General features: G+C 61.2%; 23 protein-coding genes and 1 pseudogene. 13 read left to right on the top strand and 11 right to left on the bottom strand.

The window, feature by feature from the left end:
• Nucleotides 1–112 precede the first annotated feature (112 nt).
• The 5 genes and pseudogenes from pcsA to V1283_RS15700 form a co-directional block, all read left to right on the top strand.
• A complete protein-coding gene (gene pcsA / locus V1283_RS15680; protein ID WP_442895751.1) occupies nt 113–847 on the top strand; it encodes a phosphatidylcholine synthase in 735 nt (244 codons plus the stop codon).
• Nucleotides 844–1,569: a TerC family protein gene (locus tag V1283_RS15685; protein ID WP_334387366.1), complete on the top strand. Its 726-nt coding sequence runs from the start codon at nt 844–846 to the stop codon at nt 1,567–1,569. Before pcsA ends, V1283_RS15685 begins: the two co-directional genes overlap by 4 nt.
• Nucleotides 1,570–1,663: 94 nt before the next feature.
• Complete coding sequence (locus V1283_RS15690; protein ID WP_334387367.1) at nt 1,664–2,638, top strand: quinone oxidoreductase family protein; 975 nt, start codon at nt 1,664–1,666, stop codon at nt 2,636–2,638.
• 457 nt (nt 2,639–3,095) lie between these two features.
• Nucleotides 3,096–4,895 (top strand): AAA family ATPase, encoded by a 1,800-nt coding sequence (locus V1283_RS15695; protein ID WP_334387368.1) that lies wholly within the window; start codon nt 3,096–3,098, stop codon nt 4,893–4,895.
• Nucleotides 4,896–4,985: 90 nt separating this feature from the next.
• Nucleotides 4,986–5,177 (top strand): annotated as a pseudogene (locus V1283_RS15700) (zinc-binding dehydrogenase); the annotation flags it as partial.
• Nucleotides 5,178–5,306: 129 nt separating this feature from the next.
• On the opposite strand, the gene V1283_RS15705 reads toward V1283_RS15700, so the two are convergent.
• Together V1283_RS15705 and V1283_RS15710 are read right to left on the bottom strand one after the other, a co-directional pair.
• A complete protein-coding gene (locus tag V1283_RS15705; RefSeq protein ID WP_334387369.1) occupies nt 5,307–5,834 on the bottom strand; it encodes a GNAT family N-acetyltransferase in 528 nt (175 codons plus the stop codon).
• Between the two features lie 64 nt (nt 5,835–5,898).
• A complete protein-coding gene (locus V1283_RS15710) occupies nt 5,899–7,095 on the bottom strand; it encodes an acetylornithine transaminase (protein WP_334387370.1) in 1,197 nt (398 codons plus the stop codon).
• Between the two features lie 314 nt (nt 7,096–7,409).
• Between V1283_RS15710 and V1283_RS15715 the strand changes: the two genes are divergently transcribed.
• Nucleotides 7,410–8,321 (top strand): hypothetical protein, encoded by a 912-nt coding sequence (locus tag V1283_RS15715; protein ID WP_334387371.1) that lies wholly within the window; start codon nt 7,410–7,412, stop codon nt 8,319–8,321.
• Between the two features lie 27 nt (nt 8,322–8,348).
• Here the strand turns inward: V1283_RS15715 and rimO are convergent, their stop codons facing one another.
• A complete protein-coding gene (gene rimO, locus V1283_RS15720) occupies nt 8,349–9,668 on the bottom strand; it encodes a 30S ribosomal protein S12 methylthiotransferase RimO (protein ID WP_334387372.1) in 1,320 nt (439 codons plus the stop codon).
• A gap of 845 nt (nt 9,669–10,513) precedes the next feature.
• Nucleotides 10,514–10,972, bottom strand: coding sequence for a hypothetical protein (locus V1283_RS15725; RefSeq protein WP_334387373.1), 459 nt, complete (start codon nt 10,970–10,972; stop codon nt 10,514–10,516).
• Between the two features lie 323 nt (nt 10,973–11,295).
• Between V1283_RS15725 and V1283_RS15730 the strand changes: the two genes are divergently transcribed.
• The 5 genes from V1283_RS15730 to V1283_RS15750 all read left to right on the top strand — a co-directional run bounded on the left by V1283_RS15730 (nt 11,296) and on the right by V1283_RS15750 (nt 17,128).
• The gene (locus V1283_RS15730) at nt 11,296–11,886 is read left to right on the top strand and encodes an ANTAR domain-containing response regulator (protein WP_057852587.1); all 591 of its coding nucleotides are present in this window, start codon (nt 11,296–11,298) and stop codon (nt 11,884–11,886) included.
• Nucleotides 11,883–13,049: a CmpA/NrtA family ABC transporter substrate-binding protein gene (locus V1283_RS15735; protein ID WP_334387374.1), complete on the top strand. Its 1,167-nt coding sequence runs from the start codon at nt 11,883–11,885 to the stop codon at nt 13,047–13,049. The genes V1283_RS15730 and V1283_RS15735 overlap by 4 nt, the downstream gene beginning before the upstream one ends.
• Nucleotides 13,050–13,403: 354 nt before the next feature.
• Entirely contained in the window at nt 13,404–15,206 is a 1,803-nt protein-coding gene (locus V1283_RS15740; protein WP_334387375.1) for a NirA family protein, read from the top strand.
• A complete protein-coding gene (locus V1283_RS15745; protein ID WP_334387376.1) occupies nt 15,203–16,795 on the top strand; it encodes a sulfite reductase subunit alpha in 1,593 nt (530 codons plus the stop codon). The genes V1283_RS15740 and V1283_RS15745 overlap by 4 nt, the downstream gene beginning before the upstream one ends.
• A gap of 180 nt (nt 16,796–16,975) precedes the next feature.
• The gene (locus tag V1283_RS15750; RefSeq protein ID WP_247777853.1) at nt 16,976–17,128 is read left to right on the top strand and encodes a hypothetical protein; all 153 of its coding nucleotides are present in this window, start codon (nt 16,976–16,978) and stop codon (nt 17,126–17,128) included.
• A gap of 39 nt (nt 17,129–17,167) precedes the next feature.
• On the opposite strand, the gene V1283_RS15755 is transcribed toward V1283_RS15750, so the two are convergent.
• From V1283_RS15755 to pxpB, 4 genes are all read right to left on the bottom strand, one after another.
• Complete coding sequence (locus V1283_RS15755) at nt 17,168–18,505, bottom strand: metal-dependent hydrolase family protein (RefSeq protein WP_334393080.1); 1,338 nt, start codon at nt 18,503–18,505, stop codon at nt 17,168–17,170.
• 158 nt (nt 18,506–18,663) lie between these two features.
• Nucleotides 18,664–19,437, bottom strand: a complete 774-nt coding sequence (locus tag V1283_RS15760; protein ID WP_334387377.1) for a LamB/YcsF family protein — start codon at nt 19,435–19,437, stop codon at nt 18,664–18,666.
• A gap of 35 nt (nt 19,438–19,472) precedes the next feature.
• Nucleotides 19,473–20,528 carry a biotin-dependent carboxyltransferase family protein gene (locus tag V1283_RS15765; protein WP_334387378.1) on the bottom strand — a complete coding sequence of 352 codons (1,056 nt, stop codon included), beginning with the start codon at nt 20,526–20,528 and terminating at the stop codon, nt 19,473–19,475.
• Nucleotides 20,525–21,256 carry a 5-oxoprolinase subunit PxpB gene (gene pxpB / locus V1283_RS15770; protein WP_334387379.1) on the bottom strand — a complete coding sequence of 244 codons (732 nt, stop codon included), beginning with the start codon at nt 21,254–21,256 and terminating at the stop codon, nt 20,525–20,527. The genes V1283_RS15765 and pxpB overlap by 4 nt, the downstream gene beginning before the upstream one ends.
• Before the next feature lie 226 nt (nt 21,257–21,482).
• Between pxpB and V1283_RS15775 the strand changes: the two genes are divergently transcribed.
• Together V1283_RS15775 and V1283_RS15780 are read left to right on the top strand one after the other, a co-directional pair.
• Entirely contained in the window at nt 21,483–22,181 is a 699-nt protein-coding gene (locus V1283_RS15775) for a ribonuclease activity regulator RraA (protein ID WP_334387380.1), read from the top strand.
• A 24-nt stretch (nt 22,182–22,205) separates the two neighbouring features.
• Nucleotides 22,206–22,610 (top strand): (R)-mandelonitrile lyase, encoded by a 405-nt coding sequence (locus V1283_RS15780; RefSeq protein WP_334387381.1) that lies wholly within the window; start codon nt 22,206–22,208, stop codon nt 22,608–22,610.
• Here V1283_RS15780 and V1283_RS15785 read toward each other — a convergent pair.
• The 3 genes from V1283_RS15785 to V1283_RS15795 form a co-directional block, all read right to left on the bottom strand.
• Nucleotides 22,607–22,960 (bottom strand): hypothetical protein, encoded by a 354-nt coding sequence (locus V1283_RS15785; RefSeq protein ID WP_334387382.1) that lies wholly within the window; start codon nt 22,958–22,960, stop codon nt 22,607–22,609. The two genes, V1283_RS15780 and V1283_RS15785, sit on opposite strands and share 4 nt — an antisense overlap.
• A gap of 140 nt (nt 22,961–23,100) precedes the next feature.
• The gene (locus V1283_RS15790; protein ID WP_334387383.1) at nt 23,101–23,937 is read right to left on the bottom strand and encodes a DUF2147 domain-containing protein; all 837 of its coding nucleotides are present in this window, start codon (nt 23,935–23,937) and stop codon (nt 23,101–23,103) included.
• A 195-nt stretch (nt 23,938–24,132) separates the two neighbouring features.
• The gene (locus tag V1283_RS15795; protein WP_334387384.1) at nt 24,133–24,909 is read right to left on the bottom strand and encodes a transporter substrate-binding domain-containing protein; all 777 of its coding nucleotides are present in this window, start codon (nt 24,907–24,909) and stop codon (nt 24,133–24,135) included.
• Nucleotides 24,910–25,000 lie beyond the last annotated feature (91 nt).

A 25,000-nucleotide genomic window follows, 5' to 3' on the forward strand; every position in this document is an offset into this window, starting at 1 on the left:
GCGGCATTTTCAAGCCATCAACCGGCCGAAATGTTTCCACCCAATCGCGCGGCGGAACGCCGCAAGCGCCGATATGCAAATCGGAGCGATTCCTGATAGCACTGCCGGAGCAATGGACCAGACCACAGAGCCAGATTCCGCACCCGCGACCAGCCGAATGCGAACCGCCGCACTCGCCGTGCATATCTTCACGGCGATGGGCGCGGGCATCGCGCTGCTGGCGATGCTGGAGGCCGTGCGCGAACACTGGGCCAACATGTTCGGCTGGCTCGGCGTGGCCCTGATCATCGATGCGATCGACGGCCCGCTGGCGCGCAGGCTGGATGTCGTGCGGCTGCAGCCGAACTGGTCCGGCGAGGTGCTCGATCTCGTCGTCGATTTCGTGACCTACGTCTTCGTGCCGGCCTATGCCATCACCGCGAGCGGGATGCTGCTGCCTTTAGCGGCGCCGCTGCTCGGCATCGGCATCGTGGTGTCGAGTGCGCTCTACTTCGCGGACCGGCGCATGAAGGCGTCGGACAATCATTTCCGCGGCTTCCCGGCGCTGTGGAACGTAGCAGCGTTTTATTTGTTCTTGCTGCACTTGCCGCCCGCGCTTTCCAGCTTCGGCATCGCTGTACTGATCGCGCTCACATTCGCGTCGTTTCATGTCGTGCACCCGGTCCGGGTGGTGCGTCTGCGCTGGCTGACCCTGTGGCTGATGGCCATCGGAGCAGTGCTCGCGATATATGCGCTCGTCCGCGACTTCGACGTAGGCGCTCCGATCGTCGCCGGGTTGTGCGCTATCGCGGTCTACATCATAGGAAGTGACGCCGTGATCCGGCGAATGAAGTCGTTCAAGGCATGATGGAATTATTGACAAGCCCGGAAGCCTGGGTGGCGCTGCTGACATTGACGGCGCTGGAAATCGTGCTCGGCATCGACAATGTGATTTTCATTTCGGTGATTGTCTCGCGCATTCCCCCGGCGCAGGCCAGGCGCGCACGCCAGATCGGCCTGCTGTTGGCACTGGTGTTCCGCATCGTCCTGCTCAGCCTGCTGGTGTGGCTGATCGGCCTGACGGAGCCCGTCGTCATCGTGAGAGGCGTCGAACTGTCGTGGCGCGACATCATCCTGATCGCCGGCGGGGCCTTCCTGATCGCGAAGGCAACACATGAAATCCATGCCGAAGTCGAGGCGAGCCATGGCGAGCCCGATACTGAATCCCAAGCCAGCGTGTTCTTCTGGGCGATCATGCAGATCATCGTCATCGACATGGTGTTTTCGCTGGACTCCATCATCACGGCGATCGGCATGGCGCAGGATCTGGAAATCATGATCGCGGCGGTCGTGATCGCCTGCGTGGTCATGTACGTCTCGTCGGGGCCGGTGGCGAAGTTCGTGGCCGATCACCCGACCACCAAGATGCTGGCGCTGGCGTTCCTGGTGCTGATCGGGGTGGCGCTGGTGGCGGACGGATTCAAATTCCACATCCCGCGCGGCTATATCTACTTTGCCATCCTGTTTGCGGCGGCCGTTGAACTGTTCAATGTGCTTGCCAGGCGCAACCGCCGAAAAGCCGCCAAATAGCCGGTTTGAACCGATCAGTTGACAAGGCGGCGGCGATGGCTTTCGTTTCGCATTCAGGTTGGGCGCCTGAGCCCATACCAAGGGAGAGATTGTCATGACCAAGGCCGTGCGCGTGCACAAGGTGGGGGGTCCGGAAGCCCTGGTGTATGAGGACGTGGACGTGGCGGCACCCGGATCGGGCGAGGTCCGCATCCGTCAGCACGCCGTCGGCCTGAATTTCATCGACGTCTACTTCCGCACCGGCCTCTACAAGGCGCCGGGCCTGCCGTTCATTGCCGGAAACGAGGCGGCCGGCGAGGTCGTGGCCGTCGGCCCGGGCGTCACCAATTTTCACCCCGGCGACCGCGTCGCCTATTATTTCACGCTTGGCGGCTACGCCAGCGAGCGGGTGATCCCGGCCGACAAGCTGGTCAAGCTGCCCGACCACATTACCTACGAGCAGGGCGCCGTGCTGATGCTCAAGGGGCTGACGGTCTGGTACCTGCTGCACAAGACCTTCAAGGTCGAGCCTGGCCACCGCGTGCTGATCCATGCCGCCGCCGGCGGCATCGGGCTGTTGGCCTGCCAGTGGGCCAAGGCGCTGGGCGCGCATGTGATCGGGACCGTCGGCTCCAAGGCGAAGGCGGACCTCGCGCTCTCGAATGGCTGCGACCACGTCATCCTCTATAACGAGGAAGACTTTGTTGCGCGGGTCAAACAGATCAGCCGCAACGAGCTCTGCGACGTCGTCTATGACGGCGTCGGCAAGACCACCTTCCCGGGCTCGCTGTCGTGCCTGCGGCCGCGCGGCCTGTTCGTGAGCTTTGGCAACGCCTCCGGCCCGGTACCGCCATTCCCGCTCGCCGAACTCAACAACCACGGTTCGTTGTTTGCGACGCGGCCGAAGCTCAACGACTACGTCTCAACCCGCAAGGAGCTGCTCGAAGGCGCCGACACGCTGTTCGCCGCCGTTATCAACGGCAAGCTGCACGTGCCGATCAATCATGCCTACGCGCTGAAGGACGCAGCCAAGGCGCATATCGATCTCGAGAGCCGGGCGACGACGGGTGCTGCGATTTTGAGGCCGTAGGTTATACGACATCGCATCTCAGGCCTCATCATGCCCGACTTGTGCCGGGCATCGGGCAGAATGAATGCGATCCGCGCGATCGAAGTTGCGCGAACTGTCGGGAACTACCTGTAGCGATTGCGCAGCAGCTTAAAGGCACGGCGCCGTCGGCGTCGTCTTTGTCAACATTACAGAGGCACTATTGCTCGAACTGCGTTGCCACGGTTACCTCGGTTGCTCACTTTAACGATGGCCGGGCGCCGGATCGACCTTACGCAAGAAGCTGGGCAAGGGGATGCGCCTGGCGGAGGCAGGGGGTCCATCGAGCGGAGGTTACGGAGGCAGCTAGCGCGGCAATCGAGCCCTTCAGAGAAACAATTTTCCCGGTATCAAGTCTCACCATGGGTTGAGTGGTGAGCGAAAGCGCAGCATTGTGGTTGTGGGAAAGTCCTCTCATCCAAGTCGCTCCGAGAATTCTATGAATCCGAAAATCGATCCGTTCTCGATCATGATCTCACCGAAAAACGGTGGTGCTTATAAGTCCATTTCGAACGTAAGGTGGGACAACATTCCCGGCTTTGCTGTTTTAACCGGAAGGAATGGTGCCGGTAAGACGCAATTGCTCGAAATACTCGCGTATTACTACAGCGGAGCTATACCGCCGCCGCCTGCCACAGCTTTGCAGGTATCAGTCAACACGTCAGGCGCTATCTATCGTGCCGATGAGATTGGCTACGTGCCTAGTGGCGGCCGCTTTTCGGGAGCTGGAGGAGCATCAATAGCCAACCTCCCAAACATTCGTCAGCAGACCCTCCAATATGCTCAAAATGTTCACTCTTACCGCCACGACATTGGTCAAACCATTCGCGCCCAAAAGATGCTGAACCGCATCAAAGGTGAGAATGCTCATCAAATCGATCCCTCCAAGCTAGCTGAAATTCTGAAGGATGACTTTTACTTCGCGCTGGATGACATTGATGTAACCGATGGTCTCTGCAACGTGTTTATGGCCCACCGATTTAGGCTGCTCGAAGGGTTAGAAAGAAATACACCAGGTATGGATCGCAATGGAAAGCCGTTGGGACCTGCGCCATGGGATGTCGTGAATGAATCCCTCATCGCTGGTGGTTTTCCGTATGAGGTGATCTCGCCATCAGAGACGCCGATAGTGGAGACTTATACTCTGCGTCTCAAAGACCGCCGTACCGGCACTGTGGTTGCGGCGCACGATCTTTCGTCGGGAGAGAAGGTGCTGCTCCAATTGGTGCTCTGGCTTTTTACAGCTGGCAAGGAAGGTGTTTTTCCGAGATTGCTGATCCTAGACGAGCCCGACGCACATTTGCATCCGTCGATGAGTCAACAGTTCCTCGATGTCATTGCGGAAGTTCTTGTAAAAAAGCACGGCGTGCGGGTGATCTTGTCTACTCATTCGCCTTCGACTGTGGCGCTCGCCCCCGAAAATTCCGTCTTCCAGATGGAGCGTGGGGAGCCCGCAATATTGCCCGTTACTTCCCGCGCCGACATAATTTCGGTACTGACCGCGGGTCTGGTTACCGTCTCTCGCGCAAGCAAGTTCTGTTTCGTCGAGGACGAGGACGACGTTGCATTTTACGAAGCGGTCCGAGATATTCTCTCTGATTATGGGCCGAGCAAGGACCCTATGGCTCTTAATACATCCCCATCCATTGCCTTCATACCAGCTTCAATCGGCTCGGGATCCACCAAGGTCGCGGGGGGATCATCGGTGGTGGCGAAATGGGTGAACAAGCTGGACGCGGAGCCGCTCGACAAGACGTTTTTGGGAATCATCGATCAGGATAATCGCAACGCCGCAAGCCAGCGAATTCGCGTGCTCGATCGTTATAGCTTCGAAAATTACCTTCTCGATCCCATGGTGATATTTAGTCTCCTCGTTGAGGAAGGTACGGCGCCGATGGTACCGAACCTTCAGATTACTGCGGGAGACGAGCACCTACTTAGAACCATGAGCCGCGCGGTACTTCAATCGATAGCCGACGAGATCTGTGCGCGAATGTTTGCAACGGAGCAAAGTCTCGCTGGAGCGGCCATGGTGCAAGTTGGCTATACTACCGGCCAGACTGTTACCGTGCCGAAGTGGGTCGTCGATAAGCGCGGCCACGATCTTCTACCGATCGCACAGCGAGCATTTGGCGGCCATCGCCTCGTAAATCAAGTCCGCCTCATCAAGGCTTTGAAGCGCTGTCGTCTTGTCCCCGTTGATGTGGCCCGTTTGCTGCGCGAAGTCCAAACTCATTGAGTCTTTTAAGAAAAGCTCAAACGAGCACGGCGTTCCTTGCCAGGTAGCCCGATCCGCGCCACCTTGGGCAATGCGAGACGTTGATGGGATCGACCGAAGCTCAACGACTACGTCTCAACCCGCAAGGAGCTGCTCGAAGAGGCCGACACGCTGTTCGCCGCCGTCATCAACGGCAAGCTCCACGTGCCGATCAACCACGCCTATGCGCTGAAGGATGCCGCGAAGGCGCATATCGATCTCGAGAGCCGGGCGACGACGGGGGCGGCGATTTTGAGGCCGTAGTAGAGTGCTCTTGCCGTCATTGCGAGCGAAGCGAAGCAATCCACGTCTCCGCGCTGGGATAGATGGATTGCTTCGTCGCTACGCTCCTCGCAATGACGGCTGTGGCAACGCGATGCTCTCTCAATTGAGCTACGGAACCATATCGTTATTGGGGGACTCCAGGAATTTCACCATCAGAATGTCGTCGTAGTAGCGCCCGCCGTGCTTCAGCGCGTTGATCTGATGGCCGTACTCGATAAAGCCCGCCTTGGTATAGAGCCGGCGCGCGGCCTCGTTCTCGGTGACGACGGCGAGCTGAAGCTGCTCGACATGGCTGGACGCGTGCGCCACGGCAGCATCGATGAGGCGTTCGCCGATGCCGTACTGGCGGGCTTCATGCCGCACATACATGCCCCAGATCATGGCCTTGTGGCGCAGCTTTGCGTCGGCATGCGAGCGCAGCCCGACGACGCCGACCAGCCCTTGCGCGAGCACTGCGCCGAAGATCCGCGACTGCGTGATCAGCTCCTTGAACCAGTCCAGCGACTTGTCTCGTTCATCCTCGAACGTCGAGGCGAACGCTTCCGGATTCTGACGCAGACCCTCGAGGCGGATGTCCCTGTAAGCCAAGGCATCGGTGCAAGTGAGTAGTCTGATCTCCGGATCAGGTCTGGTCACGTCTATCTCTCCGGTTACGTGTCCGGGAGCCGCACGAGCAACGCCGCGCGGCTCCCGTCGCGGCTTATGCGACCTGTCTCGCGACGCCTGCCTTCACCAAAATCGCGTCAAGGCAATCGATCATCAGCGATATCTCCTCGCGCGTGACGTTGAGCGCCGGCATGAAGCGGAGCGCATTGGGCTGCGGCGAGTTGATGAGCACGCCTTCCGCCAGCGCCTCGGCCACGATCGCGGCGCCGATCGGCAGTTTGAGATCGAGCGCCAGCAACAGACCCCGGCCACGCACCTCGCCGAGACCGTGGCGCGCCGACAGTTTTTGCAGTTCGCTTTCCAGAAACAGGCCGGCATCCGCGGCCGCTTTCAAGAATTCCGGCTCGGCGACGTGTTCGAGCACGGCAAGCCCTGCGGCGCACATCAACGGATTGCCGTTGAACGTGCCGCCCTGGTCGCCGTGCTCGAAGCAGGAGGCGTGCTCGGTGGCGAGCAGGGCGGCCAGCGGCACGCCGCCGCCGATGCCCTTGCCGAGCGTCATGATGTCGGGCTCGATGCCGGCATGTTCGTAATGAAACAGCTTTCCGGTCCGGCCCATGCCGGTCTGGACCTCGTCGACGATCAGCAGCAGGCCGTGCTCTTTCGTCAGCGCACGCAACTCCTTCATGAACTGATCGGTTGCCGGCCACACGCCGGCTTCGCCCTGGATCGGCTCCAGCATCACGGCGACTGTGTTGTTCGAGATCAGCGCCTTCACTGAATCGAGGTCGTTGAGCCGCGCTTTCCGGAAGCCGGATACTTTTGGCTCGAACAGCGGCTCGAACGCCTTCTTGCCCGAGGCCGACATGGTCGCGAGCGTGCGGCCGTGAAAGCCGCCTTCGAAGGTGATGATTTCGAACGCGCCATTCCTGTATTTCGCGCCGTACTTCCGCGCGAGCTTGATGGCGCCTTCATTGGCTTCCGCGCCGGAATTGGCGAAGAAAACCTGATCGAAGCAGCTGTTCTCGACCAACGCTTTCGCAAGCTTCAGGCTGGGACCGTTGTAGAAGGCAGGGCTTGGCGTCAGCAGCAGCTTGGCCTGTGCGGCAAGCGCTTCAGCGACGGCAGGCGGCGAATGGCCGAGCGCGTTGACGGCCCAACCCTGCACGAAATCGAGATAGCGCTTGCGCGAGTCGTCCCAGAGATAGGAGCCCGCACCGCGGACGAACACCACCGGCGGGCGAGCGGTGATCTCCATCAGCGCGTCGAACGGATGGGTAGTGTCAGTCATGTCGATCTCCTCTGGTGCTGGGGTGAGAAAGCAGGCCGAAACGCAAGAAGGCCGCACTTTTGAGGGTGCGGCCTTCTCGAAAACTTGGCTGAAACTAGCTGATCAGCGTTGTCGTCGGACACGGCGCAACCCATCGTCGCTGGAGCGACGACGCAGGCAGGCGCGGCGGGTGGTCCGGTTCAGTTTCATGGCGCAGGGCCATACAGCCGAATGGTGGGCGGTGTCAAGCTGGAGCATTCGCAGACACAAGGCGGTTCGCAGTTTGCTGGCGACCGCCAATCCGATATTCGGGTGAACCAGCATTGGGGGAGCATTTGGCATCATCGATCCAATTCCACGAGGTCTGCGCGATCCCAGCTTTGCCGGGTTTCTCGCTAATCAGGAACGCGGTTGCGAATGACGGTTCACTGCTGTTCCTGTTTGCCGAGAAGTCCGCAAGCAGCTCGCTCTTTGAGGCCCACCAACAGGGCATCGGTATATTCCAGCGGACGCAGGCCGAGACACCGCCGCGGCTTCGCCTTCTGAGAATGACGTCCGGAATCTCGCACGTGATTGAGCTTCCCACGCTCGCTTTGACCTCTCCGCTGGTCGACGTCTTTCCCGATGGACGAATCCTTGTTGTCGGGCCCAGATGTGACTGGCGGAGCGAAGATGACTACGATCTGAACGGCGCCGTTATTCAGGCCGACACCGGCCACGTCACGCGAATACTGCTTGGGGACGGCATCAGCGGGACCCAGATCGACAGCCTTGGCCGCATCTGGGTTGGCTATTTCGACGAAGGTCTGTTCGGTGGTTGCTCCGGGCTCACTTGCTTCTCTGCTTCGGGAGAGAAAATCTGGCAGTTCCCGACGAATGCAGCTTATGCAATTTTAGATTGTTACGCGTTGAACGTATCAGGCTCTGAAGCAGCGATTTTCTTCTACGCTGATTTTCCGCTCTGCAAGATCGGCAAGGACTATGAACTGTCTTATTGGAAGACAAGTCTAGCGGGGTGCCACACGTTCGCAATGTCCGAGACGGAAGTGCTCTTCTCCGGCCAATACAACGACCCTCCCGATGCTGCGTATCTCGGCAGAATGGCTCCAGGAGAGCTGTCGGACGCCAGACGGATGCGTCTTTTGATGCCGGACGGATCAAGCCGATCCGAAGGACAGTTGCTGGCGCGCGGGAGGAGCCTCTACCACTTTGACGCCGAGAAAGTTTGCCGCCTGAGTCTGGGGTAGGAGTCCAATCAGCAGGGCAATGAACGGTCAGAACCCCGCGACGCTCCCGTGCAGATCATACTGGTCCGCGCGTTCGATCTTCGCGGCGACGATCTCGCCGACTTTCAGCGGACGGCGGCTGGATAGATAGACCGCGCCGTCGATCTGCGGCGCGTCGGCCTTGGAACGGCCCTTTGAGACCGTCGGCCCGACTTCGTCGATGATGATCTGCTGTCTCGTGCCGACCTTGCGCTTCAGGCGGCGGGCGGAGATTTTCTGCTGCCGCGCCATCAGCGCATTCCAGCGCTCCTGCTTGATTTCGTCGGGTACGGCGTTGCCGATGGCGTTGGAAGCCGCGCCCGCCACCGGCTCGTATTTGAAGCAGCCGAGCCGATCGATCTCGGCTTCTTCGAGCCAGTCGAGCAAGTACGCAAAGTCGGAATCGGTCTCGCCGGGGAAACCGACGATGAAGGTCGAGCGCAGCGTCAGGTCAGGACATTGCTCGCGCCACTTCTGGATCCGCGCCAGTGTCTTTTCCTGCGCGGCGGGGCGCTTCATGGCTTTCAGGACGTCCGGGCTTGCATGCTGAAAGGGGATATCGAGATAGGGCAGAATCTTGCCCTCGGTCATCAGGCCGATGACTTCGTCGACGTGCGGGTAGGGGTAGACATACTGCAGCCGCACCCAGGCGCCGAATTCGCCGAGTTCTTTGGCGAGGTCGAAGAATTTGGCGCGGACCTGACGGTCCTTCCACGGGCTGTCGGCATATTTGATGTCGACGCCATAGGCCGAAGTGTCCTGCGAGATCACAAGCAGTTCCTTGACGCCGGCGGTGACCAGCCTTTCCGCCTCGCGCAGCACGTCATTGGCCGGACGCGACACCAGATCGCCGCGCAGCTTTGGAATGATGCAGAAGCTGCAACGGTTGTTGCAGCCCTCGGAAATCTTCAAATAGGCGTAGTGCCGCGGCGTCAGCTTGACCCCCTGCGGCGGCACCAGATCGAGATGCGGGTTATGAACCGGCGGCAGGGCCCGGTGCACGGCCTCCAGCACGCTCTCATATTGCTGCGGGCCCGTGATCGACAACACGCCGGGATAGGCCGCCTCGATCTGCTCAGGCTCGGCGCCCATGCATCCGGTGACGATGACCTTGCCGTTCTCCGCCATCGCCTCGCCGATGGCGCCGAGCGATTCCTGCTTGGCGCTGTCGAGGAAGCCGCAGGTGTTGACGATCACGATGTCGGCGCCGTCATGCCTACGGGCCAGCTCATAGCCTTCGGCGCGCAGCCGGGTGATGATGCGCTCGGAATCCACCAGTGCTTTGGGGCAGCCGAGGGACGTGAATGAGATACGCGGCGCGCGTTCCATGTAATCGCCAGAGCCTTGCTTTAGAATTGTTCGGATATGCGATCAAGTAGTTGATCTGATGGCGAGATTCAATCCCTAGCTCAGTTCCGCCGACGATAAAGTGCTGCGACCCAGAATCCACCAATGCCCAAGCACGATTGCGGAATGCTTGATGGGAGCGATCCCGCCGCAAAAGTCTGGCGCGTCGCTTTAAAGCAACTTGAGATAGCAACTCACCAGGACAATCTGATAGTGAGCAGGAGGTGATGCTGACAATGCTGTCAAACTTTATTGCGGGTCCACCGAAAGCAAATTCGGACAGAACATTATGAGGAGGTCGGCCATTCGGCCGTCGTCGTTATGGCAACGCTGATTCACGAAATATGGGAGGATGCAAATGGATTGCCGAGCTTATGTTTGGCAGGCCCGCATGGAGATGGTTGCCGGGAGGCTCTAGATCGACCGGCGCGGCTCATTCATACGTTCGCGGCTGGAAGCCACTTTGAGGCTATGACGATCTATTATGATCACCAAGGTTTGGGTACTTATATAACCGACTTCGCAATTGACCATGAGCCATATCCAGACGACTGGGCGTCCTCTTGACGATCCAGATGGAAGCCGCCTTCGGGCGGCATTTTTTTGGCTCGAAAGTTTACATTCGTTTGCTCAGGAGCAGCCGAGTGACGTGAATGATATACGCGGCGCTCTTTCCATGTAATCGCTTGGAACCTGCTTCTGAATTGTTCGGATATGCGTTCCAACTAATTGATCCGATAGAAAAATTCAACCGCTGCGCGGGTTCAAACGACCGGGAACTTGGGGGCCCCTCCGCTTCTGCGCTATCAACGGGCATATCTCGGAATTCACGATGCGGCGTGTTCAGCCAGATCTGTGGTGTGCCCCCTAACGATCTCCGCAATCTGTGGCCGCGTATATCGGTCTACCGGATGAATGCTTCGGTCCTTGTCGTGATAGAACTCTCCTGCGTCGAAGGCTAGGAAGACACTCCAGAATAGGGCGGGCTCTTCTTCCTGCAAATTCAGAGCACCAAGAAGTTCGTTGACGACCCTGTTGCAGAAGTCGAAATCAAGTGCATTTTCGCTAAATCCTAAGGCCAATTCGAGTGCGAAAGCATCCAGCAATTTGTTCCTTGCCAAGGTGCTCTGCGCGCTCCAATTCTCAAGATCGGCCTCCGCGACCAAGCGCGACAGCTTAGGACCATCAAGTTCAGCCTGGCCCTTGGCCAATGAGTTCAGCAACGCCACTTCATCTTCGTGCTTCACTTTGAGCGAGGCAATCAGCTCTCTGATAGCCGTAGACATTTCTCTGCAATCCATCTGAGTTCAGCTAAGGCCCGTCAATAGCATGAGGGATTTGCGAGAGACCACCGGATTTGCGCGTGAGGATAGTCTAGGTGACACCGCCTTCGTGCGGCATTTTCTTTGAGAGTGGGCGGCTCAAAAAGTCTACATTCGTGTCTTACGAGCACCCGAACGAAACAAGGCTGACTGTGGGCGCAGCGGCCTGTTGCATATCTAATTTGCCTGATTGATCAGCACGAACTAGTCCCAATTGCCCACAATTACAAGGCTTTGCGCCGGCTTCTTCCGTGCTATGGATGCCCGGCCGGGTTAAGAGTTGATCGATGAGCGCTGAGTCCTCGCCGAAAATCGTCATTGTCGACGAAAGCCCGATCCGGGCCGCAATCCTGGAAGAGGGGTTGCGGGAGGCGGGCTTTACCGGCGTCGTGCATATCAGCGAAATGCAGAGCCTGCTGGCGCGGATCTATGCGCTCGATCCCGATGTCATCCTGATCGACCTGGAAAACCCCAGCCGTGACGTCCTGGAACAGATGTTCCAGGTCAGCCGCGCGGTGCGGCGGCCGATCGCGATGTTCGTCGACCAGAGCGATGCGGCCTCCATTCAGGCCTCCGTCGATGCCGGCGTTTCCGCCTACATCGTCGATGGCCTGAAGAAGGAGCGGATCAAGCCGATCCTCGACCTCTGCATCTCGCGCTTCAACGCCTTCTCGAAGTTGCAGGACGAACTCGATCGTACCAAGTCCGCACTCGAGGAACGCAAGGTAATTGACCGTGCCAAGGGAATCCTGATGAAGGTGAAGGGCCTCACCGAAGACGAGGCCTATGTTCTCATGCGCTCCACCGCGATGCGCGAGAAAAAGAAGATCGGCGAGATCGCGCAGTCGATCCTGACTGCCTCGGAGCTCTTGAAATGACGACACCGCTGCATATCGGTTTCATTCCGCTGGTCGACGCCGCCGCGCTGATCATCGCCGTCGACAAGGGTTTTGCGACCGCCGAAGGGCTCGACGTCACGCTGGTGCGGGAAGTGTCGTGGTCCAATGTCCGCGACAAGCTCAATATCGGCCTGTTCGACGCCGCGCATTTGCTGGCGCCGGTAGCGATTGCGTCGAGTCTCGGGCTTGGACACGTCAAGGTGCCGATTGTGGCGCCATTCAATCTGGGCCTCAACGGCAATGCGATCACGGTATCACCGGCGCTGCATGCGGCAATCATGGGCGAGATCGAGGGCGATGCCGTCGATCCCATGGCCACCGCGCTGGCGCTCGCGCGCGTCGTGGCCAACAGGCGCAAGAGCGGCGCGGAACCGCTGACTTTTGGCATGACATTCCCGTTCTCCACCCACAACTACCAGCTTCGGTTCTGGATGGCGGCAGGCGGGGTCGATCCGGACGAGGACGTTCGCCTGGTGGTGCTGCCACCGCCCTACATGGTGGACAGCCTCGCCAACGGCCATGTGGATGCGTTCTGCGTCGGCGCGCCCTGGAACTCGGTCGCGGTTGATCTCGGCGTCGGCCACATCCTGCATTTCGTCTCTGATATCCTGGTACGTGCGGCAGAAAAGGTTTTGGCGGTCAGGCAAAGCTGGTCGGAAAAAAATGCGGACGTGCTGGCAGCCCTGGTCCGGGCGGCTTCCCACGCCGCCGAATATATCGAGGATCCCGGAAACCGCGCCGAGACCGCCCATGTGCTGTCGCGGCCCGATCGGATCGGGGTCGGCGCCGAGGTGATCCAGCGCACCCTCGACGGCCGGCTGAAGATTTCGCCCGACGGCCAGCGGCGCGAGAGCGGCCGCTATCTGCTGGTCGGGCGCGAGGGGGCGGGCCGGCCCGATCCCGCGCAAGCCGCCTGGCTTTACGCGCAGATGGTGCGCTGGGGGCAGACGGCGATGCGGCCGGACGCGCTCCGAACCGCCATGGGGGTCTTCAGGCCGGACCTCTACGACGCTGCCATGGGGCAAAAGGGCAAGGCCCCCAGCGCTTCCGATGCCATCGGTGCCTTTGCCGGTCCCGCGTTTGACCCCGGCGACATCTCGGGCCATCTGGCGGCCTTCAAAATCGGGCATTGGAAGCCTTGAGCCAGCTCGCTGAAGCGATATTAGGCAAAAGTCGAATGTGTCTAATTATTGGGCGGCCTGCCTGTCGCACAGCAATGAAGCCAGCTTCATAGTTTCGAGTTCATCCTCGGAACTGCCTGAAATACCGAGATATTCTTTTTGAACCCGTCTGGCACGCAACTTGTATGTTGCAGTGCGGTCGGCTCGTCGCTGAAGCCTGCTGACCTACGTCCAAGATGGATTTCCGCAGCAACGAAGCTGGTCGGACCGCATAGCAGAATCACAGCCCGGCAGCGCGCCGAGCCGGTTTCCGCAGCGGTCTTTCCCATTCGTTGATTGCCACCCCTCGTGGCCGCAGGAGCTTCGTCGCGCACCATGAAGATCGAAACGCTCACAGTCGATTTTACCGACGAACAGAAGCGCTATCTCGAAGGCTTTACCACCGGCCTGCAGATCAGCCGGGTAGGGCGCGGCCTCGGCGGCGCTGGCGCCGGCAAGACGAATGCCGAACCGGCAGGGCCGGATGCCGCGCATATCAGGGCGCAGGACAGGGTTTCGGCTTCCGGCAAGAAGCTCGCCGACCAGGAAAAATTCAAGCGCGACGAGCATCCATTCGATGCCTATCCACGGCTGAAGCAGCAGGCGCTCGACAATGCGCCGCCGAACCCTGCGGACAATTTCCGCTGGCGCTATTACGGCCTGTTTTATGTCGCGCCGGCGCAGGATTCCTACATGTGCCGCTTGAGGATCCCGAACGGCATCCTGAAGCACTGGCAGTTTGCCGGCCTGGCTGATCTTGCCGAAAAACTCTGCGGACCGTTTTGCCACGTCACCACGCGGGCCAATCTGCAGGTGCGCGAGATTCCGCCGAAGCATGCAGTGGCGTTGATCGAGGGCATCCAGGACCTTGGTCTGTGCTCGCGCGGCACCGGCGCCGACAACATCCGCAACGTCACGGGCACGCCGACGGCCGGGATCGATCCGCAGGAGCTATTGGATACCCGCGAATATGCGCGGGAGTGGCACTATCACATCCTCAACGATCGCTCGCTGTACGGGCTGCCGCGCAAGTTCAACGTCGCCTTCGACGGCGCCGGCAAGATCGCGGTGCTGGAAGATACCAACGACATCGCGTTTTCTGCGGTCGAGGTGAAGGATGGTTTCGGCGCCGAGCCCGGCGTCTGGTTTCGCCTGGGGCTCGGCGGCATCACCGGCCACAAGGATTTTGCCAAATATGGCGACATCATCGTCAAGCCGGCCGATGCGACAAAAGTGTCGGATGCCATCGTGCGCATATTCATCGATCTCGGCGACCGCACCAACCGCAACAAGGCCCGATTGAAATATGTGCTCGACGGGATGGGGCACGACAAATTTCTGACGCTGGTCGAGGAGCGGCTCGGCAAACCCTTCACCCGCGTGCCGCCGGAAGCGCTCGCTCCGCGGCCGGCGTTCGATCGCATGGCGCATATCGGGGTGCACAGGCAGAAGCAGGAAGGCCTGAACTGGATCGGCGTCTCATTGCCGCTCGGAAAAGTCACCTGCGATCAGATGCGCGGGCTGGCCAAGATCGCGCACGATCTCGGCGACGGCGATATCCGCCTGACGGTCTGGCAGAACCTTCTTATTCCGGGCGTGCGCGACGAGAATGTCGAGCTTGCGGTGGCTGCGATCAGGAAGATCGGGCTCGCGGTCGAGGCCTCGCAAATCCGGGCCGGCCTGATCGCCTGCACCGGCAATGCCGGCTGCCGGTTTGCCGCCTCGAACACTAAGCGCCACGCCGCCGAGATCGGTGACTGGTGCGAGCCGCGCGTCAACATCGACACGCCGATCAACATCCACGTCACAGGCTGCCATCATTCCTGCGCGCAGCATTACATCAGCGATATCGGCTTGATCGCGGCGAAAGTGGATGTCGGCGAGGATGTCGATCCGGTCGAAGGCTATCATCTGTTCACCGGCGGCGGCTTTGGACCGGATGCCGATGTCGGGCAGGAGGTCTATCACGACCTCAAGGCGGAAGACGCGCCGCAGACGGTCGAGCGATTGTTGAAAGCCTATCTCGCGCATCGCGTTTCGACCGAAGAAACCTTCCTGACATTTGCGCGCCGCCATGACGGCGAGACGCTGCGCAAGCTCGCCGACGCCCAAGTCGCTGAAGTTCAGGTGTCCTCATGAACCAGATTACGCCCCCGTCAAAGATCGAGATCATCCCGTCCAGCGCGCCATTCTCTGAAGCGCAACGCTCGTGGCTGAACGGGTTCTTCGCCGGACTTCTGTCGGATGCGACGCCGCTGTCGGCGGAGCAGGGCGCGGCCGTCATGCAAGGCGCGGCCGGCGATGACGGCGAGGCGCCGTGGCACGACCAGACCATGCCGATGGCCGATCGCATGAAACTTGCAGAAGGCCGGCCGCTGCGGCGGCGCATGATGGCGGCGATGGCGCAGCAGGATTGCGGCCAATGCGGCTACGACTGTCATAACTATTCGGAAGCGATCGCGAGCAAGAGCGAAGCGCGCCTCAATCTCTGCGTCCCCGGCGGCAAGGAAACCGCGCGGATGCTGAAGTCGCTCTATGAGGATATCGACAAGGTGCCGGCCGTGACCTCATCGGCGGCCGCGGCCGCGCCGGCTGTGCCTGTGGTGGTAGCGGAGCCGGGTCGATCGCGCGACAACCCGATCGCAGCGACCTTTCTGTCACGCCGCCTCCTCAACAAGAAGGGTTCGGAAAAGGAAACCTGGCACATCGAGTTCGACCTGTCCGGTTGCGGGCTTGATTATGTCGTCGGCGATTCCTTCGGCATTTTCGCGCGTAACGATGTCGGGCTGGTCGACCAGATCATCGCACTGCTCGGCGCCTCCCCCACCACCAAGGTCAACGGCAAGACGCTGCGCGAGGTCCTGATCGACGATGTCTCGCTGGCGCCGGCGCCGGATTCGCTGTTCGAGCTGATCTCCTTCATCACCGGCGGCGCCACCCGCGAAAAGGCGAGGGCGCTGGCGCAGGGTGAGGATCCGGATGGCGATGCGGCAACGCTCGACGTGATGGCGGTGCTGCAGAAGTTTTCCGGCGTGCGCCCGCACCCCGAGGCCTTTGTCGAGGCGCTCGAACCGCTACAGCCGCGGCTCTATTCGATCTCGTCCTCGCACAACGCGACACCCGGAAAATTGTCGCTGACGGTCGACTGCGTGCGCTACGTGATCAACAAGCGCAGACGCCTGGGGTTGGCTTCGACCTTCCTCGCCGAGCGCATCAATCCCGGCGATGAGCTGAAGGTCTATGTGCAGAAGGCGCACGGCTTTGCATTGCCGCAGGATCCCAAAACCCCGATCATCATGATCGGGCCCGGCACCGGCGTGGCGCCGTTCCGCGCCTTCCTGCTCGATCGCCGCGCCACCGGCGCGCCGGGCAAGAACTGGCTGTTTTTCGGCCATCAGCGCAGCGACTGCGATTTCTTCTATGCCGACGAACTCAATGCCTTGAAGACGTCGGGCCTGCTGACGCGGTTGTCGCTGGCGTGGTCGCGTGATGGCGACAAGAAGTTCTACGTGCAGGATCGCATGCGCGAGGTCGGCCGCGAATTGTGGACCTGGCTTGCCGAGGGCGCCAGCATCTACATCTGCGGCGACGCCAAGCGGATGGCCAAGGATGTCGAGCGCGCCCTGGTCGATATCGTTGCCCAGTTCGGCGCCCGAACCACCGACGAGGCCGTCAATTTTGTCGGTGAACTCAAGAAGAAGGGCCGATTCCAGCAGGACGTTTACTAATTCCGGGTTCCAACCAGCTCAAATCGACCCGAATAAAATTCTTGGTCTGGTCAGGAGAAGGGGAATTTTCCTCTCGAAACCGTGTGCGCCGGAGCGCCCATATCACTATTTCGGCGGATATCTTGAATCCGGACGCAAACGATATTCCATATGCAGCCCATGCCGCGTTGGAGATCGATCATGCGCGAACTATCGGCGGAAGCCCGCCTGCACCTATACGCACGCTCGGTGTCCCGCCGTTCCGGGACCGGCCTGCATACCGCTGCGCTCTACAGTGCGTTTGCGCTCATTGCCGCCATCGTGTTCGGCACACTCTCGGTTCACCCGTTCTGAAATTTTACCTCGGACGAGCAGGCCCGGCTTAACGGGCCCTCACTTGGTCAGAGTGTTCTTGTAGATCTTGCCGTCCTTCATGATGACCTTGAAGTTGTTGGCGGGGTCGGCAATCAGGTTGATGTTGTCCAACGGATTTCCGTCGACAAGCAGCAAATCCGCAAGCGCCCCTTGTTCCACGACGCCGAGCTTGCCCGGATAGGGATTGCGCTTTCCGGACAGCGCCAGCAGTTCGGCGTTGGTGGATGTCGCCATGGCCAGCGCTTCGGCGGGGGTGTACCAGCGGACAAGCGAGGCCAGAATTGCCCCTTGTTGCTGCGCCAGCGCGCGGGAGAACAGCACATCGGTGCCCCACGCCGTCTTGATCTTGTACTTCTTCGCCAGTTCGTAGGTCCTGGCGATGCCGGGCCAGACCTCATCCGCCTTGGCTCGCTGGACGGAGCCCACCGGAAAGCCCAGCCTCAAGTCCTCGGGGAGCGGCTGCAGGCTCAGCCAAACACCTTTCTCGGCGATCAGTTTGGCGGTGGCTTCATCCATCAGGAAGCCGTGCTCGATACACTTCACGCCGGCTGCAATGGCTCCCCGGATCGCAGCCGAGGTAAAGGCATGTGCGGCGACGTACGTGCCCCAATTCTCGGCCGCTTCTACCGCGGCGCGCAGTTCGGGCTCGGTGAAGGTGGTCACGTCGATCGGACTGAAGGGTGACGACACTCCGCCGCCCGCCGTCAGCTTGACTTGGGAGGCGCCCTGCATGAGCTGTTCGCGCGTACGCACGCGCACCTCGTCGGGACTGTCCGCAACTATGGAGCCACCGACCTGCTCCATGCGGGTGAGCATGCCGCCGATCGTGCGCGGCAAGTCGGTTAACTGACGGAAGTCTCCGTGCCCGCTGGTGATCGTGATTATGGCGCCGGACGGATAGATGCGCGGGCCCTTGACGATGCCCTCATCGATGGCGTGCTTGAGACCGAACACCGGCCCACCGACGTCGCGAACAGTGGTGAATCCGCGCATCAGGGTGTCCGTCGCTTCGTCGCCTGCCATGAGATTGTTGTAACCGACATCACCGAACGCCTGCGCCGGCGTCGCCCGCGCCAGCATTGCGTGCCAATGATTGTCGATCAGGCCGGGCATCAGGGTGCGGCCGCCTCCATCGACGATCGTGGTGGTCGCGCTTCGATCGACCGAAATCGGCGTCCGGGAAATTGTTTCGATCAGGTTGCCTCGAACCAACACATTGGTTGGTTCCGACAACGATGTGCCCTTGCCGTCGAATACCCTGACATTGTTGAACAGCGTTACCGCGCCGCTGGCTTGCTGGGCTTGCGCTGCACTTGCTGAAAAAATCAGTGCACAGACTGCTGTCGCCGATATCAATCCGCGAAGATGCATGGAGACCATTTTAACCCTCCAAGGAAGCCGGCTAGTCCAAGGGAGCAGATAATGATATCTTCCCCCTTTGGTTGCGCCAACAAGTTATTGAAGGGCTTAAGGCGCCGAAGCGGAAGTCCGGCCGGGCTTTTGGACTTGCGTATTCATGCCGGCTTCACTTTGAACGGCGCGACGTCGATCCCGGCATTCTTCAACGCCTGCCTGACCCCACGTCCGATCTCGACTGCACCCGGCGTATCGCCGTGAATGCAAACGGTATCGGTGCGCATCTTGATCACCTTGCCGGTGACCGACACCACCGCGCCGTCCTGCACCATCCGCACCACGCGGTCGGCGATTTCTTTCGCATCGTGCAGCACCGCGCCGGGCTTCTTGCGCGACACCAGCGAGCCATTGTCTTCGTAGGCGCGGTCGGCAAACACCTCGTGCACCATCGGCAGGTCGGCGGCTTCGCCGGCCTGTACCAGCTTTGAATTGGCGAGCACCACGAAGATCAGGTTGGGATCGACGGCCTTGATGCCGTTCGCGATGGCCTTCGCGGTCATGTCGTCCTCACAGGCGACGTTGGAGATGGCGCCATGCGCCTTGACATGTGTGACTTTGTAACCCGCCGCGGTAGCGATCGCCTGCAGGGCGCCGATCTGGTAGGCGATCAGGTTCTCGATCTCCGATGATTTCAGGCCCGGCATCGGCCGCCGTCCAAAACCGTGCAGGTCGCGATAGCCGGGATGCGCGCCGACGCTGACGCCGCGCGCCTTCGCAAGCTCAACGGTATGGCGCATGATGTCGGCGTCGCCGGCGTGAAAGCCGCAGGCGACGTTCACCGACGTCGCCAGTTCGATCATCGCGGCGTCATTGCCCATTTCCCACGCGCCAAATCCTTCGCCGAGATCGCAATTGAGGTCGATGGTTGTCATGTTGCTGGTCCGCTTCTGGTGAGTGGATTGGTTGATCAGTCCGGGCCTGCTATGTCGGCCAGAGTGACTGCGTGCCAGGTTCCGGCATCGACGGCGCTGACGGCGTGGCCCGCGACATTGGCATCGTGCAGCGCATCGATGTTGAGATCAACGTTTTCGATCGATCGCAGCCGCTCGGGCAGGGTGCGGAGCAACTCGGCAAATTTGCGTGCTTCCACCTGCGCTTCCGCCATACTGACGGCCCGAAAGCGAAACGCGCGCCCGGCGGGGATTTGCGCGAACCGTCCGAAGTCGGCCGAAATCACGGTCGCGATCTTGGGATAGCCGCCGCTGGTGCCGCGGTCAGGCATCAGCACGATCGGCTGGCCATTGCCGGGCACCTGCAGGCTGCCATTCACCGCGCCGTCGGAAACGATGTTGTGGCCGTGGAGATGCCTCAGCACCGGGCCTTCGAGCCGGTAGCCCATGCGGTCGCTGGTCGCGGAGATCTTCCATTCGCTGTCGACAAACAGCTTCTTGGTCTCATCTGCGAATTCGTCATCCTGCGGACCCCAGACGACGCGGATCGGCGCATCGGTCACAGCCGGCAGCTCGATCCGCTGCTCCGGCGCGCCGCTTGCCGCCTTCGTCTGTAGTTCGTCGCCGGCCTGCAGCGGGCGCGGATAGGGGCTGCCGAGGCCGGCGCGAGCGTTGACGGCGAGGCTGCCGAACATCGGCTCGCCGGCGATGCCGCCTTCGATCGCGAGATAGCTGAACGAGCCGCCGCGGGCAAAGCCGAGCGTCAGGGTCTCGCCGTCGGCAAGCGTTGCGGAAGTATCCGACGCCACGGAGCGGCCGGCGATATCCGCGTTGCGCGGGGCTCCCGCCAGCGCGATGCGCACCGCGCCGCCGCGTGCGGTGAATTTTGCCCCGAACGGACCGACCTCGACGGCGGCCGCGAACGGCTCATTGCCGGCCAGCGCATTCGCGGCCGCCAGCGCCAGCCGATCCATCGCGCCGCTTGGCACGAGGCCGTAACGCTGGGCGCCGGGACGTCCGCCGTCCTGGATCGAGCTTGCCGGGCCGATCGATGCAATGACGAGCTTGCTCATGAGGCGATCCGCTCGGCAATGAATTCGCCGGCTTCGGCGGCGCGGTCCTGCTCCGCGAAGGTTTTGGCATCAACTGACACAAAGGTGACGTTGTCGCCTGGCTCCAGCAGGAAGATCGGATTGCGATGAAGCTGGTAGGTGCGGACCGCGGTCTGTCCCAGGAGATGCCAGCCGCTCGGGCCGGCGAGGCATTGCACGCCGGTCTGTACGCCACCGATCGAGATGGTTCCGGCCGGCGTCAGCAAGCGCGGGTTCTGCCGCCGTGGCATGTGCAGGGAATCCGCAAGCCCGCTGAGATAGGACCAGCCGGGCGTAAAGCCGATCATGGCGACCCGGTAGTCGCCGGCGACGTGCCGCGCCACGATCTCGTCGGGCGTGGTGTTGAGGGTTTTTGCGACGTCCTCGAGATCGATGCCATGCTCGCCGCCATAAACCACCGGAATGCGCCAGCGCCGGGTGGCCGTCGCCGCCGGGGCGGGACGTTGCGCCAGCGTGAGAATTTTCTCACCGAGCTTTTCGAAATCGATCAGTACGGGATCGTAATGCACCAGCAGCGAGCGATAGGTCGGCACCGTCTCGGTGACGCCCGTAACCGGCTCAGCAGCCATCGCGCGGTCGAGCGCCAATACGCGCCGGTTGGCGGCATCGTCGATGTTGCGGCTGAATTCCACCGTGATGGCGCTGTCGCCACTCGGCAAAAGGCGGGGCGGGGGAAGCGTCGCGGCCATGGCCTGTAAACTGTCTCGCGGCTCTCGTGCTCACTCAACCTGTAGCGTGTTTTGGGCGCGAGTGGAATTCGCTTGGCGCGAAATCAGCCAGTAAGTTCAATAAATTAATCTGCATGTCGATGATAAGATGTTGTGATCGCGCTTCTTTCCGCGGGCCCTTGACGTGACATCCGCGCTTCGCAAGATGCGCTACCTTTCATCCATCCCTCCGGAGCCTGCTTTCCAGATGTCCCTGTCCCCCGAAGCCCTCGCAACCCTCTCCGGCGTGTCCACCGCCACCATCACCACCGTTCTGTTGAAGAAGGGCCTGCGAAATGTCTGGATGCGCGGCACCAAGCCGCTGCGGCCGGGGCAGCCGCGGCTGGTCGGACCGGCCTTTACGCTGCGTTTCGTGCCCGCGCGCGAGGATCTGGCGACGCCGGAGTCCTGGTCGTCGCCGATTTCCACCCGCACCGCGATTGAAGCGATGCCGAAGGGCTGCATCGCCGTGGTCGACGCCATGGGCGTCGCCGACGCCGGCATTTTTGGCGACATTCTCTGCGCTCGCATGGTCAAGCGCGGCGTTGCGGCGCTGATCACCGATGGCGTCGTGCGCGACGTCGAAGGCGTGCTCGGCACCAATTTGCCGGTGTGGTGCGACGGCTTCGCGGCGCCGCCTTCGGTTGCTGGATTGACCTTCGTCGGCTGGGGCGAGCCGATCGGCTGCGGCGGGGTCGCGGTATTTCCGAACGACATCGTGGTTGCCGATCAGGACGGCGCCGTGCTGATCCCGCAGGCACTGCTCGATCATGTGCTGGCCGAAGGGCCGGAGCAGGAGCGGATGGAAGCCTGGATCGTCAACGAGGTGAACAATGGCGCGGCGTTGCCCGGCCTCTATCCGATGAACGCCGAGACCAAGGCGCGCTACGCGGCCAGCAAGAAATAACCTCAGAAAAAGGGAGACAACTCCATGGAAATCCATCTCGCGGGCTCCCGGCCGACGCGCCGGGCACCATCTGAATATTTTACCGGCACGGTGCTGCAGGATCCGATCATCCAGACCGAGGCGCCGGCACGGCTGGCCTCGACGCGCGTCTCCTTTGAACCGGGTGCGCGCACGGCCTGGCACACCCATCCGCTGGGCCAGACGCTCTATGTCATTTCAGGTGTCGGACGGGTGCAGGCCAAAGGCGGACCGATCAGGGAAATTCGCCCCGGTGATGTCGTCTGGATTCCGCCCGGTGAAAAGCACTGGCATGGCGCTTCGCCGACCAACGCCATGACTCACATTGCCATGCAGGAAGCGCTCGACGGCAGCTACGTCACCTGGATGGAGCATGTGATCGACGCGGAGTATTCGGCGAAGCTCGGTTAGTTTCGCTGCGCCGTCCAGGTACCCGAGCAAAGGGCGGCACGCCAGGTGCCCGAGCCCGAGGTACCTGAGAGGCGGCCTGTGCCGACCGCACGCTTCATGCCGCTTGCAAGCGTTACGCTGATATTGCCGGCGTCGGCGACGCGGCCCGATGCCGTCACAGTCGCGCTGTTCGAGGCGACCTGGCCGTTGTTGATTCCGATCGAGACCGACGCGCCGCTGCTGCAGGCGGCGTTCGACGAGGTGATCTGCACATTCCAGTCACCGTCGAACGTCGCGGCTGCGGATGGTGTCGCAAAGCCCAGTGCGGCAAGCAGCGAAGCGGCGACCAGAGATTTCCGAGACGTTATCATGACGTGCCCCTTTGGTTTGGACACGATCAGGGTCTCATAACGGTTCCGCGAAGACTGTGACTGTCATCACCCGTCAGGGCGCAGTGAAAAGCCCCGCGTTGCGGCGGGGCTTTGGTTGAATGCGCAGCAGTGCTTGCCGGTCAGTTGACGCGGGTCCAGGTCTGGCCGCCGCAGAACATGCCGCCGAAGGCGCAGCCCTGAACGCGCAGATTGTCGGTGCCCTTCAGTGCGATCGTCGAATCGTAGGTGCTGCCGGAATTCGGATCGAAAATCCGCCCGCTCCATTTGTCCTTGCCTGGCTTCATGTTGATCAGAACCTGTTCGCCGTTCTGGTTCGACTTCTTGTCGACGGAATAGCCGCAGAGATTGGGGCCGCACGCTTCGATCCGCACCTTGCCTTCCTTCTCCTCCGTCAGCCACACGCCGAGCGGTGAGTTCGTAGGCGAAGGCGCCGATGCTGCCGGGGCGGCGGCCTGTTTCTGTTGCGGCGGCGGTGGCGCTGGCGCGGCAACGGGGGCAGGGGCCGGCGGCGCAGCCGGAGCAGCATTCTGTTGCACTGGAGGCGCGGGCGCCGCTGGCGCAGGCGCAGCAGTATCCGCCGGCGCAACGGCCGCCGTCGCGGTCGACGGCTCGTCCCTCGAAGTGGTGGCTGGAGCGGACGGCACAGGCGCTGCCGCCGGAGCGGCAGCCTGTTCGGCCGGTGCAGGTGCAGCCGGGGTTGCCGGCTCGGGTGCGGCCTGCGGGGCGGACTTCGCCTGCTGCGGCGATTTCCTGCCCGGGCGATCAAGATCGCCTTCCTCGCCGCGCGGGCGCCTGGCCTTCTTGCCGGTATTATCGTAGACGCCGGGAATATGAACCGTGCCTCGATCGGGATCGATGGTGATGGTGCGGCCGCCATACTCGAAAGTGTACTGGGCCTGCGCGGCGGTGAGGCTGCTTGCCAGCAAGAGCACGGCGATAGCAAGACACTTCTTCATTATTGCGACCTCCTGAGCAGGGAACCCCATTCCCCCGAAGCTACTACGCGCTGGCAGCTTCCCTCAAAGTGATCCAAATCACTTTCAAACTATAAGTCGTGTACTAGCGGCTTTGGTTCAAATTTAGCCGGGCAGTCTAATTTGCCCCCAATGGACGGTCAATTTCCTGCGAAAACAGACTTGTCCAACCAGGAATCAATCGAACCAGGCCGCATAGATTTTCCTGAAGCTACCGTCCTCGGTGGCGATGTGCAGCCACTGATCGACAAAGGCCTTCAGCGCGACGTCGCGCTGCAGCCAATAGGCCTTCTCGGCAAAGTCGAACGGCTTTTCCGGATGCACCGCGCAGAGCACGCCAGAGTGCTGTTTCTGCTGGTAGCGGGTCTCGGAAGAGTCCGTCATCATCAGGTCGGCGTTGCCCTTGGCGATTTCGTCGAAAATCGTGACGTTGTCGTTCCACATCTTGATCTCGGCATTCTTGATGTTCGCTTTGGCGAAGCGTTCGTTGGTGCCGCCGGGATTGACGATGACGCGCGTGCCGGCCTTGTCGATATCGGCGATGGTCTCATACTTGCCCTTGTCGGCGCAGCGGGCGATCGGCGTCTTGCCCTCGCGCATGATCGGCGTCGAGAACATTCCCTTCTTCTGCCGGTCGAGCGAGATCGAGACGCCCCCCATCGCGATATCAAAATTGTCGGCTTCAAAGTCCTTCATCAGCTGCGGCCAGGCGGTCTGAACGAACTCGACCTTGACGCCGAGCGCCTTGCCAAGTGCTTCCGCCATGTCGACGTCGAAGCCGCGAAATGTCGACGTCGCCTTGTCGAAATAGGTGAATGGCTGATAGTCGCCGGTCATGCCGACCCGCAGCGTGCCGCGCTTGATGATGTCGTCGAGACGGGAATTCGCCGGCTGGGCGTGGGCGACAACGGTCCACAGGATAGCCATTGCAAGACTAGCGAACACTCGAAACATCAGATCTTCTCCGCCGACAAATTAGATGACACTCTGGAGCGATGGCGCCGATTTAAACCAGATATCGCGGTGGTGCCACCCGGAGAAATTG

The organism is Bradyrhizobium sp. AZCC 2262 (assembly GCF_036924535.1).
In the GTDB taxonomy this organism is placed as follows: Bacteria; Pseudomonadota; Alphaproteobacteria; order Rhizobiales; family Xanthobacteraceae; genus Bradyrhizobium.